Source organism: Saccharicrinis sp. GN24d3 (assembly GCF_052400645.1).
Taxonomy (GTDB): Bacteria; Bacteroidota; Bacteroidia; order Bacteroidales; family Marinilabiliaceae; genus Saccharicrinis.
The window spans coordinates 185,615-202,596 of sequence record NZ_JBQTGI010000005.1 but is presented as its reverse complement, the minus strand read 5'-3'; the positions used below and the strand labels follow the sequence as shown (position 1 = coordinate 202,596).

At 39.9% G+C, this 16,982-nt stretch carries 10 protein-coding genes; all 10 read right to left on the bottom strand.

The window, feature by feature from the left end:
• Nucleotides 1-107: 107 nt before the first annotated feature.
• The 10 genes from ACT29I_RS08130 to ACT29I_RS08085 all read right to left on the bottom strand — a co-directional run bounded on the left by ACT29I_RS08130 (nt 108) and on the right by ACT29I_RS08085 (nt 16,978).
• Nucleotides 108-1,742, bottom strand: coding sequence for a hypothetical protein (locus ACT29I_RS08130; protein ID WP_430931741.1), 1,635 nt, complete (start codon nt 1,740-1,742; stop codon nt 108-110).
• 384 nt (nt 1,743-2,126) lie between these two features.
• Complete coding sequence (locus ACT29I_RS08125) at nt 2,127-4,121, bottom strand: alpha-amylase family glycosyl hydrolase (RefSeq protein WP_444793174.1); 1,995 nt, start codon at nt 4,119-4,121, stop codon at nt 2,127-2,129.
• A 174-nt stretch (nt 4,122-4,295) separates the two neighbouring features.
• Nucleotides 4,296-4,451 carry a hypothetical protein gene (locus ACT29I_RS08120; RefSeq protein WP_430931739.1) on the bottom strand — a complete coding sequence of 52 codons (156 nt, stop codon included), beginning with the start codon at nt 4,449-4,451 and terminating at the stop codon, nt 4,296-4,298.
• Between the two features lie 439 nt (nt 4,452-4,890).
• Complete coding sequence (locus ACT29I_RS08115; RefSeq protein WP_444793173.1) at nt 4,891-8,046, bottom strand: hypothetical protein; 3,156 nt, start codon at nt 8,044-8,046, stop codon at nt 4,891-4,893.
• Nucleotides 8,047-8,065: 19 nt separating this feature from the next.
• Entirely contained in the window at nt 8,066-8,869 is an 804-nt protein-coding gene (locus ACT29I_RS08110; RefSeq protein WP_444793172.1) for a hypothetical protein, read from the bottom strand.
• Between the two features lie 164 nt (nt 8,870-9,033).
• Nucleotides 9,034-10,236, bottom strand: coding sequence for a hypothetical protein (locus ACT29I_RS08105; protein ID WP_444793171.1), 1,203 nt, complete (start codon nt 10,234-10,236; stop codon nt 9,034-9,036).
• A 755-nt stretch (nt 10,237-10,991) separates the two neighbouring features.
• Nucleotides 10,992-12,089, bottom strand: a complete 1,098-nt coding sequence (locus ACT29I_RS08100; protein WP_444793170.1) for a hypothetical protein — start codon at nt 12,087-12,089, stop codon at nt 10,992-10,994.
• 51 nt (nt 12,090-12,140) lie between these two features.
• Nucleotides 12,141-13,451, bottom strand: coding sequence for an ATP-binding protein (locus tag ACT29I_RS08095; RefSeq protein WP_444793169.1), 1,311 nt, complete (start codon nt 13,449-13,451; stop codon nt 12,141-12,143).
• A gap of 6 nt (nt 13,452-13,457) precedes the next feature.
• Nucleotides 13,458-14,582 carry a hypothetical protein gene (locus ACT29I_RS08090; RefSeq protein ID WP_444793168.1) on the bottom strand — a complete coding sequence of 375 codons (1,125 nt, stop codon included), beginning with the start codon at nt 14,580-14,582 and terminating at the stop codon, nt 13,458-13,460.
• A gap of 29 nt (nt 14,583-14,611) precedes the next feature.
• The gene (locus ACT29I_RS08085) at nt 14,612-16,978 is read right to left on the bottom strand and encodes an eCIS core domain-containing protein (RefSeq protein WP_444793167.1); all 2,367 of its coding nucleotides are present in this window, start codon (nt 16,976-16,978) and stop codon (nt 14,612-14,614) included.
• Nucleotides 16,979-16,982: the final 4 nt, after the last annotated feature.

Genomic DNA, 16,982 nt, shown 5'->3' with positions numbered 1-16,982 from the left:
AAATACCATAGCTGAAGCTATATTTCTCCTCATTACTTGACAAACGCTCACTTTCAATCTATTCATGCTCACTATGGGAGTATTGACCAATCCTTGATTTAGACGTTTTATAAAATATCAACTGCTCTTTTATACGTTTTACAGACAAAACCATTTTCACTGGTTGATGTAAAAGTATTAGGTCGTCCACCATTTAAATCAAGACATAAAAACAACCTGTCATCTTGTAATTTATAGATTCCTTTAACTGTTCTAAATTGATTTAGAAAGTACAAGTTTACTTCCAAAGGATCAGTTGCTGTTAAAAAGTAAATTAACCCGTTATCAATGCTGGTTTCTTTCTGAACTTTAAATTCAAAGTCCTTGATTTCAATTGTTTCAATCGTTACCTCCTCACGTATTCCTGCTTTTGAATACTCCTTCAATTCCCATTTTCCATCTATAATAACGTTATTGGTATTAATTCCATAATCCAATATATATTTTAACAATAGCTTATCCTTCTCTTTCTTGAGCGTTGACTCATAATTTTTCACTAAATACTGAAGCGCCCGCTCCCTAATTATATTGAAGTCTGCAGCATAACTTACAAACAAGTCGTCGATATATTGTTTTAAATAGGTGAGATGGTCAGCCTTTGCCCTTTCCAAAATTTCAAGAGGAAGAATGTCGGACTTATTGTTGCCTATGCTAATAAATGTGTTACGAATATTTTCTATTGATTGTTCTGATTCTTTCTTGTTTTTGGATTTCTTAAAATCAATCATAAACAACTCTAGTAATACGGTGTAGGCGATACCATAATCCGGCAACATATTTATTGATTTGTTACAATATAGTTCTGTAGCTTCCCTGAACTTTGAAGTTCCATAAAATTCGTAATAATTACAGGCATTAATAGCTATATTTGCAAAAGTTTCCGGTTTCAGGTTCAAAGATTTTTCGTACTTTTCAACAATACTGATCATCTTATCTCCAAAGCTTCCTTTTATCTCTTTCTTGTAGTAATAGCAACGTATAATACAATCTATCAATTCTATTTTCTTATTGTCGCTTACCTGTATTTCATCGTTCTCCAACAATTTATTTAAGGAGTCGATTAAATCATCACCAACATAATTCCGCTCTTTGGCTTTCCTGATATTATCATCAACGATATCGTCCCATATAAAACTCAAAGTGGAATTAATTTTGTTTTCGATATATTTATTGGTGTCAGTCACATAGGCATCCTGTAATTCCTTCATATTGATAACCAAAGCCCGAACCTCTCCAATTCTATTGTCGATATTATTTTCTTTATGGGAAAAACTCTCGGTTAATATTGTATATTTTTGGTTAATTTCATTTACATGATCACTTAGCTTATCTGTTATTTCTTTTATAAACAAACGACTTCTTTCTTTGACCTCCCTGGTTTCCTCGTTGATTCTGGCTTCCATCTTTTTCCGATAGTTTTCGGTAAAAAAATATTTTAATAGGAAGCCTAACAAAAAACTCAGTATGCCCCAAAGAGTCAGTATCGCCATTCGCCGGCTGTCCACCCAGGTCTGTATTTCATCTTTAACCGAATTTCTTAGTTTTTGGTCGAAATCCTGAATGGGAATATATGTATAATGTTCCTTTTGCAATGCACTCTCCAATGTTTCAATACGTTTTTGCAGTGAATCAACAGAAAGCTGTTGGGAATACAGTCCCTGAAATGAGCAAAGTACAATCAAAATCAACCCCAATTTTTTCATGGCTTATTCCTTTTATCATTATTTATGTGATGTTTATTATTTATATAACGAGCAATAGAAGAGTTGTTTGTCTTAATTTAAGACAATAGATGCAGATTGTCAAGCGAATAAGAGCTCGGTATTTGGTTTGACAATACTAACAGTGGCATGAGAAATAATCCCATGCCACAATTTTTAAATATCGGCGCACCCAATTCTCATATAACGATCAAGGACATACTGCAGGATCCCTTTCGAAGGTTATGCAAACAACAGGTCTATGCCCAAGGCCTCAACTGTAAAAGCGGCGACGCCCTTTTCACCTTCCCAAGCGAACAGTCTGTCGAAAACGACAAACCTGTCTTTTTTGTCAGCCATGAATTGTCCTCCTAAAATCCTTAATTATTAAAATCTCAAACACATCACCCTTCCGAAATTACCGGGGATACTAATCCATTCCAGGGAAGTAGGGTCTGTTATATCTTGTGCAAATGCCTGACTGCCCTTATAGCTGCTGTCCAAGATATCTGTCCATCTTCCAGTGTGTCCAAAAGGTACCGGTGCATATTGTTCATGATCCGAAAAATTCAGTACCACAAGAATCACTTCCTGGTTGTTCCAACGTCTGTAAACAATGACCTGATCTGAGGTACTGCAATATTCTTGTTTGGCATATTCGCGGGTTCCCTTGAGCGATGGGTAATCATTTCTCAACTTACCAAGATGCCGGTAAAGGGTAGTTAGGGGAAGCACTGTATCAGTAGATGGTAAAGCCGATACGTTATAAAAATAATCCCAGTGAAGCGGCCGGTAGCCTCTTATCCTGGTCATATCCATATGCGCCATACCATAGTTTTCCGCGAATTCCTGACCGGCCCAAAGCATTGGAATTCCTACCCCCGTCATCAGGGCAATAGCATAGGGCTGTAGTTTCCACCAACGCAGTTCGTCCAAACCGTGTTGAAAATCAAAACCACTGTCTTTTACCTCATGTCCATGTTCGATTAAATATAACAGTCGGCTGTCATCGTGCGATTCGATATACTGAATGACATGCGACTGGATGGTATCGTTGCCCACAGCTTTTTGGGATTTATATCCTGCCTTGTCAAATCGTTGGTCAGAAAGCAACAGTTCGGAACATAGATCTTCGGACAGATAATTATAAGTTGCCATGTTGCTTACAACACCGAACAATCCTTTTTCCCAATTCCCGTTGATGGCGCTATCCGAAACGGGAGAGAGCTGATAGGCACTCTGAGTAAGATCTTCGGATATTTGAATAATATTTGATGATCCATCTGCTTCCGACAGAAACCGCTGATAGTTTTTGCTCTGGTTGTACGTTGAGATGGTAAGAGAACGAAGGGATTCAAATGTTGGCCGGTTTTCCTGACTGTACCAGTCAATACGATTGTCTCTTTCAAGCGGTTTTCTGTCCAGGAATCCATTTACATGATCGTACCTGAAACCGTCCACATGATATTCATCGAGCCAGAACTGATTCACGGTGTTGAAAAACTCTTTTGTCGACTTCATACGCCAATCATTTTTCCTGGCAAAATTGGCATATTTGCTCACCATTGGATTGGACGAACGGTGAATGCCATCAGCATCGCTATAATGGTCGTCTTTCCAAAGGTGAAAAAAACGTTCGTACCCAATTTGATAAGGAAACATTCGATCGGCATGGGCATAAACCACATCCAATATGACTGCAATGCCATGTTTATGACACTCATTGACAAGGTGTTTTAAACCTGTCGGCCCTCCGTAACGTTCTTCGGGGGCAAAGTAAAAGACTGGGATATACCCCCACCGATACGGTTCGGCAATACTGCTAACCGGCAACAGCTCAATGGCATTTACCCCCAAGCTTTTTAAATATGGAATCTTTTGAGCAACTCCTTTAAAATCCCCCGCAAATTCGGCAACGTTCAATTCGTATATTATCAAATCATTGGTTGGAGGCACTTTATAGTCTTCATCTTCCCAAAAAAAGATGTATTGATCATCGATACGAAATACTGAAAACACACCTGCATCTGTTTCCCTGGCACACGGATCCCCAAAAAACAAGCTTCGCACCTCATTCCCTTTTTCTTTTGACGGGCCTGAAATTTCGAACCTATAAAGCCATGTTCCCGGAACCAATTGAATCCAATTGCTCATCCAAAGTGTTTTATTATAGTCTCCCCATTCTTCATCCGCAACATAGCCACCTGGCGAAGGTGTCAGATTATGTTGCTGAGCCGGTTTATCAGCGTCGAACTGGCCTTGTTTATCAATAAGATAAACCTTAACCGAGAAACCATTGCTTTTATCTATGTTAGGAAGGTAAATTCTGAAGCGAACCTCTTTGTTTCTGAATTCCGGACCGGTTTCGTTTATTTTGAACATGTTCAACTCCTTTCTATTTTAATTTTACAATTGTATTTTATCCCGCTTCTTCGCCAGTAATGAATAAAATCCGACGGTTGTGTCTATTCCAAGTGTGCTTTAAGCTGGCATTCCCCACTACCTTAAACGGCCGGTCTATTACATCATAATCTCCTGTTTCCGCGCTTTCAACAACTACCTCTTCGTACGCATTTCCGGTATAGCCGAATATGAGTTTATTTTATAATTGACGGCATCGCTCTCGATATGCTCGCACGGAGTGGCTGGTACCTGCGATTCATAAGAACAACGCGCCTCCGCACAAACACCATCGTTCAGAAGATTTTTCATGGCACTCCTGATATCCGTGCCATCTTCAATATCAGGGAAACTACCTATCTTTTTGGCTTTTCATAAATAAACCATGAAGATAAGTTGATGGAACAATCTCAATCTTTTGTTTCCTGCCATTGTTTCATTGCCCCGCAGGCAATTCCCACTCAACTGCCCTCCGATCCCTGATTCTCAACAGGGATCACCGCATCGGTATAATCGACCTTGTCGGGCAAATACAACCGTCTGGAAGAGCGGACAATACAATCCCTTAGATCCACAAGTACCTTTTGTTAACCTAAGCGCTTTTTTATTTCTTCTTTTTACATAACCATTTGTTTTATGGCGCATTGAAACTATTTGCTAACACTATCAAAGGAATTTTCGCTTTCATATCCTGCCTTATAACCAGCACTAATTTGACTTCCTTGATGCTCAATCCATAGTCAAAATGGTATTACTTCCGCAAGCTATTTAGCTTTATCAATAAATCGTAATGGGCTTTTTGAAGATGTTGAGGGTTTCTCAGCGAGCTATTCATTGCCCTCAACTCTTTGGTCAGGTTAATACGGAATGGTTCAACAACCTCAGCTGTTTTTCTGTAAACATCCATCAAATTATTGATCAGTTCACTGTAATCTCTATAATTAGCCTGATTTGTATTAAATGCCTGATAAAACTTATCAGATTGTTTGATCAGCTCTTTTGAACCATCCATTTCCTTGAGCACTTTTATGGACTTATATAATTCTAGCTGCCAATACATGTTCTGCAAAATGTCGGCCACGTCACCATTTTTTTTGTCGAGGTAGGTTAAAAATGCATCCATCTTATGATTATAACCTGCATGTGCAATCATTAATTTAGCCGGATCACCGCTAGAAACACTATTCACAAGCTCCGTAAAAGCAAGTTTAACACCCAATGGATCTATACCGCCATTTTTGTCCAAAACCACTCCGGTCAGCTTTTGGATAAGCTCTTTATGGTCTTTGATATAAGCCAGGTATTTGTTTGGGTTGGCACCGGGTTTGATCAAATCTTCAATGGTTTTTTCGCTTTCTTCGAGTGCATCATTTAACTCAAATAAATGACCCATCCTGAAAAACACTTCCGCATGAAGTCGGTAATTGTCGAAAATCGCTTCCTTGTCCGGACCCGATACAACGGCAATAGCAAAGCCATTAACGGCTATATTGTCCACCACCTCTGTAAAGTTTATGGCAGCCATCTGATCGCCTAAGTTTACCGAGGCCGGAACGGTAATCCCTATCCAACGGTTTTCGCCGGGTTTCATTTTTGAGATGACAACCCTGTCATTACCTACTTCAACTCCCTGTTCAATTCCCGGAAATTCAAACTTTGGTCGTTTGAAATGTCTGGCAAATGGATTGTTTATTTCATACTGCAAGATAAAATCCCTTACATACGTAGCTGCATTATGCAGGATGGCATAATAGGTAATGAAACCACCCTCGGGAGATGTGCCTGTTGAATAGACTCCCATGTTGCGTTGCCCCTTATTGTTGTCGTATAAAACAGATAAATCGGTATTGGGCCATCCTGGAGCCCGACCGAGCAAGGTAGGTGTAACCACAGGGTCGTTTGTAGTATTGGTTTCAACTGCCAGGCAAGTGTGTGTTGAACCCGAATTGGTCAAAGTCCACTCGTAACCCGAAGTCATTGTTTTTACCAGTTCGCCGGAAGCGAAGCTTAAAGTTGGGTTGGCAGTAGTATTGGCATTCACATAATTGCTGCCGGTACCCAGCTCCGATTTTAAGAAATGCAATGTAACCGTTTCGGCAGTCCCGGTTCCTTTCCTGTGAACCCGGGCAAAGGCAAAATTATTTCCCAGAGTAGAAATCTGAGGATCGAGGCTCTGCGGCTGGTCGTTGGTATTAAACCCGCCTGCTGCATTCAATCGTCTGTTCCACACGTCGCTAGTTGCGTAAAAAACCGGATTGGTGGATGGCTCCAAACCGATGTCCAACGTTGTTGCATTGGTAGTCCAGTCGCGCACGTAGAAATCCCGGTTGTCCGGAATCTGTTGCACCTCGAAAAAGAACGGGTCGATAGACACGTTCACATTGGCCGTATTGGCGAGGTTCCGGAGGTTATTGGTAGTAAAATTTGCATTTCGCTGGTACGTTACCCCATTGGGGAAGTTGGCATTGTTGGGCGTGTTGTTGGCCGAAAAAACACCATAAAAATCCTTGCCTACCGATTTTAATCCGGCATAGTCGCCCAGATAAGGACTAAATGCGCGTACGGGGGTGTTTGAAGGTGCCTGGGAAAGGGTATTGTTGTTCCAATTGGCTCCTCCATTATTCGATTGTCTAAAAAGTGTTGTCCATTGCTGGTTAGGGGCGACTCCGGTTAGTTGCTGGTACAGAATGCCCACGTCGCCCCTGATGTTCACGGCCAACTGGGGACATATCACATTGTTAATTGTCAACAAATCAGCGGACCAATTTGCTCCTCCATTGGTAGATCTCCTGACGTGCAGACGGGTTGAACCCGCCACGGCGCCGGGAGCGAGATCCACATAGGCAATATATACTGTTTGGCTGTTTCTGGGATCTACGGCTATGCTGGCCCTGTCACCTATTCTTTCCTGTCCCATTCGCGGCCCGCTCCATGTCCAGTTGATTCCTGTTGCAACCCGTATCCCCGCCAAGCCATCCCCTGGGTCTGTTAAATCATTGTACGATGGGGTTCCCTGCCCCCAGTTATTGTCCCTGACCACCACCACATTGCCCGTACGAGTGGATCCAACTGAATTTGTGCGCATGTAAAAAATGGCATATACGGTTCCATTGGGATGCGCTGCCGTGCGTATAGGTGGCCCGTCCTGACCAAAAGGATTTCGCACTTCCAGCCGTATGGTGTTTAGATTTGCAGGCGCAGGGGCCGTGGCGGCGTTCAGCGACTGTTCGAGCGAGGCCGTACGGTTACTGGCCGCGTTAAAATCGTTGTGCCCAACATAAACATGATCGTTGTTGCGCTGGGCCCCACCGAGAGGTGTAATTACCTCTACGTAAGGTTGGTCTTCACGGATACGGACCATTAATTGATTCATCACGGCAGGAGCCAGATAATTGTTGGATCTGAACATCTGCATTTGCGTTTCATTGGGACTGGCCGGATTAAAATACCCGCCGGTCAGAATACCGGCATAAAGGATGTTATTTCTACTCAAGCCAACAGTTATGTCACCTGTGTTGCCGTTTAAACTGGGAACAATATTGTTCAACACCCATGTGTTTCCTCCATCTTGTGAAATATAAATCGGTGCGGTATTATTTACCCCGGTGGGATTACTGGTGAAAGCCGTGCCAATAATTTGTAGGGGGTTGTTGGGATTAATCCCAATATTAGGTTCGCTATCCTGACTGCTTTCGTTGCTTAGCGCATTAGGAACCATATTTACTACCCGAATGGTTTGAGCGCCCGCCATTAAAGAAATGAACAAAAGAAACAAAACAAATATCTTTGGTTTCATCTTTTTAATTTTAGCTGTAACCAATGGAAACAACATGTTCTTAACCATCCTACCCAAACCGTTGTGGGATTGGTTCTGTATTTTAAATATATCCAAACTTGGTCGTTTCATGATTATTAGATTTAGGCCATTATTTTTTCAGTAGTTTTTTTACCAGATTCAGTTCTGATTCAGGCAGAACATCTTGAGGATCAATAAGAACATAGGCATTCTTAACACCCGTAAAGCTGTCAGTTCTTTTAAGTAGATAAATGGCTTTTTGTTCTTCTTTTAACTTGGGCGCATTGACCCATCTCACATCATCGCTGGCCGAAAAATATACTTGAACTTGATTGCCTTCTGTATTGCCTTTTAAAATATTTTCAACCTCAACAATAGCAATGTTCCATATTGGAGAATGCTCAGATTCCTTAGATGGTCGTTGTACGTCGGCTTCGTTAATCTTTGATACCCGACCAAACATTACCAACCCTGAACTTTTAAGCCGTTTCTGCAAGTTTACTTTTTTAACACTGTCGCGGTAAAGCGGTAATTCGTCCTTTATTCCATCCGGTTTATCCGTCATGGGTTCTACATGGTTTGCCCTTACGGCCAAGGTGCTACCAAAAAGCCAGGTATGTGTATAGAAAACATAACCTGCCCCTTCTTTTAAAGTCGGTATTTTATCGTCAGCGGCAACAACGGTAATATTTTCCCCTTTAAAACTTTCGTGCCCGCTTGAGGCAAGAATAATATCGTTCACTTTTACAATGTGAGTGTTCTGGTCATCCGGCACAACAGGCAAGTTCGATTTTTTTGTCTGCACGACTTCACCTTTAAAGATATAGTCGGAAGCATCAAACTGCTTGGCATGAGGGATTTTTGTTACTTTGCAATTGCTAAAAGCACATAAAAGCAACAATACACATAAGACTTTATAAACGTAAGTAACCATAGCAATACAATTAGAAGAGTAAAAGAAAAAGAATGCTGTCCATTATCTGGTTTTTATAATTTTGTAGTTCTTGCTGAGTAGGTTCCCCTGCAGATGTAGACCATATTCTATAATAAATTACAAAACACGAATCCTTTTATGCCTCAAAAATGAACCTGCAAAGCCTAATTGGGATTCTTTCTTTTTTTATATGGTTTGACCAGACAATACAGGATAAAACACAATAGCAGTGCCCTACTTATTAAAGAAAGGACTTTTATCGTTTCGGCATTGATAAGGCTATTTTCTTCGATGGATATAAATTTGAATAGTATGACAATACCCGATTCAAAAAAATACCATGAAACCAATAAAAACAAGAGATAAACACATACAGTCATTAAAGTCGAGAGTTTTCCCCGATATGTTAAAGTCCACAAGGAAGTGTAGCTGGGATCTTTGGTACTATTCTTATAAAAGTTGAGTTCCTTAGCTAGAATGTTAAAATGCGAAGAAAGGCCAATTGCCGTATAAAGTACATAGCTTGCCAATAGTATAATGATAAACGGATATAAATAAACCATTTGTTCTACCGATATCATACCTTTAAACCATTGGGGAAGTATCTCATCCATTTTAGCCCGAAGGTCTTCCAGGCTTTGTTTCAGTTCAGAATAGTCAGCTTTGCTTGTAATTTCTTCTAAACGCCGAACCAGCTCTTTCTGTTTTGATTCCAGTATTGGCTTATCTTCATCAATAATGGAAGATATGTTATTCAACTTGTCGCCAAGCGTTTGGGATAATGTTTCAACATGTGCTTCTTTCGAATGAATTGTACCGTACCAATATTTGCCAATATTCTCCGTTTTCCAGGTATTCACAACTGAAGGCAACGTTTCAAGCTCCCTATGTAATTTATCGCTTAAAAATTTATTTCCTACAAAAGAATCAGTAACAAAATCTTGTATGGGTTTGGTTACTGTTTCGCTTACCAAGGTGGATATAGCAATAATGGTGGAGTCCGCTTTATCCTGATATTGCGACCGGCTTACACTTCCTATTCGGTTCATCTCGCGATATTTCAATATTAGCTTCCGGGTTTCTGAATTCCAGGGTCTTTCTTTTACCAGTTTTTGAATATTATCAAGTACAATATTTAATTTTTCCAACGTTAAATTTGAGGCCTCAACTTCCTTTATCTGATCTTCATATTCCTGTATCTCAACTTCGATTTTTTTCTTCTCCTTTAAGCCCTGTGAATATGGCCTTAATACGTTGACAAGAATAAATAAACCGAACAAAACACTCGCAAACACGGTTCGCTTAACAAGCTTTGTTTTTTCCTCCAACAGTCTTTTATGCCTATCTATTCGATATTGGTCGTCCATGTTATTTTAATACATATAATATCGGAATACTTTGTAATATAAGGGATGCACATGCGTGTCAAGAGTCCTCAATAAAGTGCTAAACTAAACATAATCGATCAATCATTAGGCGTTTAAATAACTAAATATCATCATGCATGAACCATATTGCTTTAATTCCTTTAAAACGGAACCAGTTCCGATGTGCAAGTATTTATATGGCAGTTTAATTTTAACCCGGATTATGCATTAGAACTTCGTCGTGAACATTGAAAGTGCAATAAAACAAGGCTTTACTGAAACGAGGCATAACTTGTCCCGATTACTTTCGGGAGCATCGTTATGGTGAGCTGAAGTGAAGCAGTGGAGTGTCTTGTTCTGAAACAATTTCAATGTGTAATAGATTTTCTAATGCATATTGCGGGTTTAACCTAGTTGAATGACAACATGAGGAGTATAAGTCAACGTTAAAAAAAAGAGAAAGATGCAGGATAGATACAACTCCGCCATGGTCATTCCCAAAAAAAATGAAACTGGTATAACCCTGTAGAATAAGTTCCTAAATAAATTTATCAAAATCCATCCTCATTTATAAGGATATTTAACTGTTATTATAGTAAGCAAATATAATATTTCACACCTAAAACACTACTATACTGATTTTTAAAAGAAATGGCACGAGTTATATTCCCGTGCCAATATTAATATTAACCGATAATATAGTTTATAAATTATTGTTGCAACATATCTTCACTACGTATGAATATTCCAGTCGCTTACACGTCTTCATAAGCAGATAAAATCTCTTTGTACTTTTTGCGATACAAACTTTTTACATCCCCCGACAAGCCTTTAAACATTGCTTTAAATCTCTTTTTCACGTCGGGCTCATCCAGATTATCCTGTAGGTCTTCCATATCCGATATGGTTGTGATATCTGCATAGGTTTTAAATCCTTCCACTGCTGTATCGATAAAATCACCTAAACCATCAGGCCTATTTGTTAAAGAAAGAAGTTCAGCTGCATTTTGATAGTACTCAAAATCTTCGTAAGCGGGTTGATTTTCCGAGTTCACCTGCATTACAAAATAAGCGGTCTCCCGATATTCTTTGCCGTTTTCATCTACAAGCCGGTTTTTTTTATTTAAACTATACCCTGCGTTAATGATTTCATCGTCAGTTTTTCCTTGTACACAGACAACGCGTCCGCTTTGTAAACGTGCAACGTGTGGCCGGTTAAAAAATAAATCCAGTCTAAGACCCGGCACTATTGGGTCGTCACGGTCTAAGATTTTAAATAACCTTCCCAACAAGTCTAACCCAGATTTTGCAATAGCCACATATGGCAGGTACTCAGCAAAAAATGGGAGGTCGCCAATTCTTTCAATTCCTGACGTTATCTGACTGATAGTTTTTTCAGGATTGTCCAGCTCCATGATTTTTGACGTCAACTTTATCGGCTCACCGATATAACTCTTTGTATAATAAATCAATTCATGTCCATAAACATCTGCACCAAAATTCACCACGTCGGCAGACCCATTATTGAACTTCATTTTTGGATCATAAAAATTAATCGATTCAGCTGCTGCTTTTTTTTCCTCTTCAGTTTTTACAAATGTAGAAACCATTATTTCCTGATGCTTACTATTTGCATTATCGAGTTTTAAAAAGAAATACAAGTACCTAACTACAAGTGGCTTGCCAATTTCCACAGGTATATAGGCCTGGTTTCGTACTTCCTGCTCACCAGGTTCGTAATATGGCGAACGTAATTTTCCATTTACACTAAGTAGGCTCGTGCTTTTTGCAAACAATGAACTATTTTCTGTACCTGATTTCTTTTTACGTCTGTTACCTACTAATCTTTTCATAATTTATGCTTTAAGTTCTCGTTATGATAATTCACATCGTACTCTCTTATATTACCGCATCATCTTCCCCTCTTTTTTGTATTCCTTTTGTATTCCTTTAATCAAATCGTCGTAAGTAATGGTGGAGGATTGTTTTTCGAGGGTTCGTAAGCTTACGTACTGGATAACATTTACGATATTGGCCCCGGTGAGATCATAATTTCGGGCCACGTCTTTAAGGCAGATTTTGGATTCGAGGGAGGCCGATTTAGGTAAGTAATTTTGCCAAAGCTGAAGGCGTTCCTCAGTCTTTGGGTTTTCGAATTCTATCATACTGTTAAAACGCCGGATAAAAGCGAGATCGATATTCGATTTCATATTGGAAGCCAGGATCACCAACCCGCCAAAGTTCTCAATACGCTGCAGCAGATAGGAAACTTCCTGATTGGCATATTTATCGTGAGCATCACGCACATCGGTGCGTTTTCCGAAAATGGAATCTGCCTCGTCGAAAAAAAGTATCCAGTCTTTATGGTCGGCTTTGTCGAAGAGTTTGGACAGATTTTTTTCTGTTTCGCCAATATATTTAGATACCACTAAGGATAGGTCAATCCTGAATACATCACGTCCTGTATACTTACCTAGTAAACTTGCGGTCATGGTTTTTCCTGTTCCGGCCGGTCCATGAAAAAGAACACGATAACCTGGTTTTATTCTTCCACTCATTCCCCAATCGTTCAGTAATTTGGAGTTAAACTTGAGCCAGGTCTCAATTTCTTTTATTTCACTCAAGGTTTTTTGGTGCAACACCAGGTCGTCCCATTCCAGTTGCGTAGTGATTAGTTGCGCCGGGAAACTACTGCTCAGTTTTGGTTTTGAAACATTGCCTGAAACAAATAATTCCACATATTCTTCGTCCATGATTAATCGACCGCTCATTTTGGGTTCTCCCGAATTAACGTTCTCAATATAAAGTACATTTTTTTGAGTAAACAGGTGTGATTCACCAAACAACTTTGCTATTTCTACACGTTTGGCAATGTCTTTTCCACCTAAAATGTACAATACTGTTTCGCCGGTAGGTAGAATGCCACGATGGTTTTTACCTTTGACTCCACCGAAATCCGGGAAATCTCCGCCACCAGGCAAATATTTTTGGATAATTGAATTTATAAAGGATGGTAGAATATGAGGCAGAATGGCAAGTAACAGGATGGCAATCTCCTGTTCGGCAAGCTCATTTTCTTTGATAAATAGAGACAGTGGAGAATGATTTAACACTTTGATATCCAGCTCTGGGAAAACTACAGCATTTCCCTTTAATTCCAATTCGAGTCGATACTGAATTAATAGGGAGATATATTTTATTAACGGAGAATCCATCCAAAATTATAAGCTTGAAAAACGACTGATTTGCACCGACCAAATAAAAGGAACATAGGTGTTTTCTGAATTGGTCACGTAGTGTTGCAGATAATACATAGCGGACAGTCCCGGCAAATAACTCCAGGCATCACTAACCCCAGCTCCATAGTGGTCGAAAACACGATAGGTAACATCGAGATTTCCACTTGAAGCATCAATCTCAACTGCCAAACGTTGATAACCGCCCATAACCGCCCATGAAAACAAACTATCCAATCCTCCAACATAATTGGGGCGGGTTCTAATAAGCTCTGCCTGACAGTCGAAGCCTGCTAAGGTTTGGTGCTCATCAAAATAAACCCGGATGGATGTTTCAAATTCACGGGCAAAAGAAGTAAACGCATCGGTACTTCCAATTTCCCTTGCCATATCACTTCCCGTACCAAAATGGATTTGCGATCCGCTTCCGGATGTAAAATTATCGAACAGCCTGTTATCGTCTGTTGTGTCTACACCGAATGTTCCTGCAAAAAATCCTATCTGAAAATCAGAGAAAGCACCGGATTCTCCCAATATAGTATCGTAAATCCAAATATCAGGGCTTCTATCATCAGGATGATGAATGTCCTTATCTAAATCATGATCCCCGTTATTATTAATATCACGTCCATCATCACAACCGAGATCTGTAATTGGGTCTGTTACGGATAATATATCTAAGGGATATTTATTGATCATATCACCAAAAGGAATGTTTTCAATTTCTGCCGACAAGCCAAGTTCGGATTCCTCTTCTTCCCTTTCACAATCAGCGCATAGGCCATCTGATAATTCATCCGAAGAGCTGAATTCCTGCGAAATTCCATTAACAGCTACTATAGATTGTTCTTGAAGTTCATCTTGTTCATCAGGATTAACTTCTGGCTGAATTTGAAGAATATTAGAATCTGATGAAGGAAAGAAAGATGTATTTAAAAAAGAATCGGGTTGAGTTGAACTTTCAATAATAGTATCGGCCGTATTATCCGCCTCCACTTCAAACTTATCGCCTGATTGTCGCTCTTTTAGCTTAGGCTCGATAAATGAAGTATTAACACCATTATTGTTTGATGAATATTGGGCATCGGATAGGGTTTTGGAAGCAAGCATATTTCCTTATTAATTGAAACTATAAAGTTTTATTGGCAAAAATTATTTTCTGGATTTACCTGATCTGCTAACATGGTCAAACTATTATCTACAAATCTTGTTACATAAACGGTTATCTCCACTTTTCTATATCGTTGCCAATCATTTTCTGGGTCTTCAGTTTGTTCCAATCCTTCTTCTGAGCCCCGACTTTCTTCTTCAAAATCAACTTCGGATGCTGGTGTGCCCTCTTCGCAAACTCCATCTGAGATAATTGAAATAGGTGGTAATTCACCATCGAAAGCATTCAGTCCATCATATAACAACAAACTGGTATTCTGAGCTCTTGTCAAGGCGAGGTTCAAATTTTCTAACGCAGCCCGTTCTTCGGAAGCTCCAGTCCAAAGTGGTGAAGCATGTCCTACTACCGAAATAGTTATGGAACTCAAGAATGTATTATCCAGGTTACCACTTACAGCAGACAGGATTTCGTTAAGAGCAACCCCGTTATTGGAAGCATGTTCGCCGGTATGAACATCACTTTCCCCTGTTTCAAAGTACAACATTCGTGTAATGAGTGCCTCCCTTACCTGTTCCAGGTCCGAGTTATCACAAATACCTACACTGGGTTCCAGATCACCAGGTGTGCCTTCAAAACCACCAACGGCAAATTGTCCTCCTCCTTGAATGATATTGATTGCTGGCAAATTCATATGACCTCCTATTTCCAGTCCAAAGCAGGCCCCTGAGGTATTAAAGAAAATATCCGGCTTTCCGGGAATTACCAGATACAAGTATGCCGCACTAACATCAGCCGTTAAACCTAAACCTCCACTAACACCGAATGATTGTTCAACAGTTCCTCCGGCAAAATCTTTAGGTCCATACCAATCAGGGGTTGGATCCGGGTCTGCCGAACCAGAACATAAGTCTTCACTACCAAAACTAGTATCAACGGATGGACCAATAGAAGCCCCAACAGAGCACTCTCCGGATAATCCTACATTAACTTGCAGATAGCCTTGTTCCCATGTCATACCCAGATTATTGGCATAACGGAATACCACATAACCTCCCCCTACTCCAACTTTAAGAAAACACCCTATTTTTACTTTACCAACTGGAGTTTCCATAGCACCACCAAAGCCAGCTCCCGCTGCAGCAATATCATCCGTTTTTCCAACTGCCACAATTACGTTTATAGTGTAGTGGTGTTCCACCTCATCTCCCGGATTGAGTTGAAAGTAATTCTGAAACGTATTGCTGGTATTTTGGTCGTACTGCATCCATTCGTTAATCAAATCGAATTCCTGCAAGCTTATTCCCGACTGAAGCCCAGTCCCTTCGTCGAGCATTCTGCGTATTTCGGTATGATCCGAAGGGATCACCAATATCATTGACTCGGTGCAATAGAAATCCGTATTATATAAAGAGTCGAAAGCGCCTAGCAAGGGTGATATAGATGGTATTTGTCCACTTACCGTAGCATTATCCCAATTGACTTGATTTCGCCAATCTTCCCAAGTACTTATTTCTTGGTGAAATGTCGATAAGAAGTCTTCTATTTGACTTTGCCCTAAAGCATCAATGTCACCACATTCACTAGGAAGTGTGTCATTCACATCAAGGGGAGGTTCTGTATTTTGAGGAGCTTCTGTAGCTTCATCATCCACCTTTTGCACTAACAAATCGGATGAACCTGTCAATTCTTCGTTAATGCAATCACATTTTCTTTGTACCGCTGAATGATTCTGTTGGATTGTGTGTGTTAATTCATGAGCCAATAAGTGCTTACCACCCTTACTTTCAGGATTATACCTTCCTTCATTAAAGTAAATATCGTTTCCAACTGTAAAAGCCTGTGCATTCAGTTCCTGACTCATTTGAACAGCTTCTGAATCTGTATGAATTTTAACTTCACTGAAATCTGCACCAAAGTCCGTTCCCATTTCTTGCTGGATAGACGAATCCAAAGGTAAGCCACCTTTAGAATTTGTTAATTGTGCTTCAATATCTTGCTTTACCTCAGAATCTCCCGAAGATTTTGTTTGCAACAGCTTTTCTTCCTTTTCGCACTCTTCACATTTACCTTGCAAAATATCATCATCAACATTTAATTGTATTGCTTCCGATTCTCCTAGTTCTTTTTCTTGAATTTCTTCCAGCTCCTCCGGATTGTTTTCGGGCAGTGATTGTAACTGAGATGAATTACTTTCGGGTGATGGGAAAAATGATGAGTTCAGAAAATTATCTGTTTTGGTGTTTCCTTCCACCATATTATCGGCCACACTATCTGCTTCAACTTCGAATTTATCTCCCGGCTGTCCCACTTTTAGTTTGGGTTGGATAAAAGAAGTAGAAAAATTGTTACCCGATGATTTGGAGGATTCCGCTATGTTATTTTTTGATGTGAACATGAAA

Coding starts and splice junctions, on each gene's coding strand:
- ACT29I_RS08130 (WP_430931741.1), bottom strand. CDS start 1,742: ATGAAAAAATTGGGGTTGATTTTGATTGTACTTTGCTCATTTCAGGGA.
- ACT29I_RS08125 (WP_444793174.1), bottom strand. CDS start 4,121: ATGTTCAAAATAAACGAAACCGGTCCGGAATTCAGAAACAAAGAGGTT.
- ACT29I_RS08120 (WP_430931739.1), bottom strand. CDS start 4,451: ATGAAAAATCTTCTGAACGATGGTGTTTGTGCGGAGGCGCGTTGTTCT.
- ACT29I_RS08115 (WP_444793173.1), bottom strand. CDS start 8,046: ATGAAACGACCAAGTTTGGATATATTTAAAATACAGAACCAATCCCAC.
- ACT29I_RS08110 (WP_444793172.1), bottom strand. CDS start 8,869: ATGGTTACTTACGTTTATAAAGTCTTATGTGTATTGTTGCTTTTATGT.
- ACT29I_RS08105 (WP_444793171.1), bottom strand. CDS start 10,236: ATGGACGACCAATATCGAATAGATAGGCATAAAAGACTGTTGGAGGAA.
- ACT29I_RS08100 (WP_444793170.1), bottom strand. CDS start 12,089: ATGAAAAGATTAGTAGGTAACAGACGTAAAAAGAAATCAGGTACAGAA.
- ACT29I_RS08095 (WP_444793169.1), bottom strand. CDS start 13,451: ATGGATTCTCCGTTAATAAAATATATCTCCCTATTAATTCAGTATCGA.
- ACT29I_RS08090 (WP_444793168.1), bottom strand. CDS start 14,582: ATGCTTGCTTCCAAAACCCTATCCGATGCCCAATATTCATCAAACAAT.
- ACT29I_RS08085 (WP_444793167.1), bottom strand. CDS start 16,978: ATGTTCACATCAAAAAATAACATAGCGGAATCCTCCAAATCATCGGGT.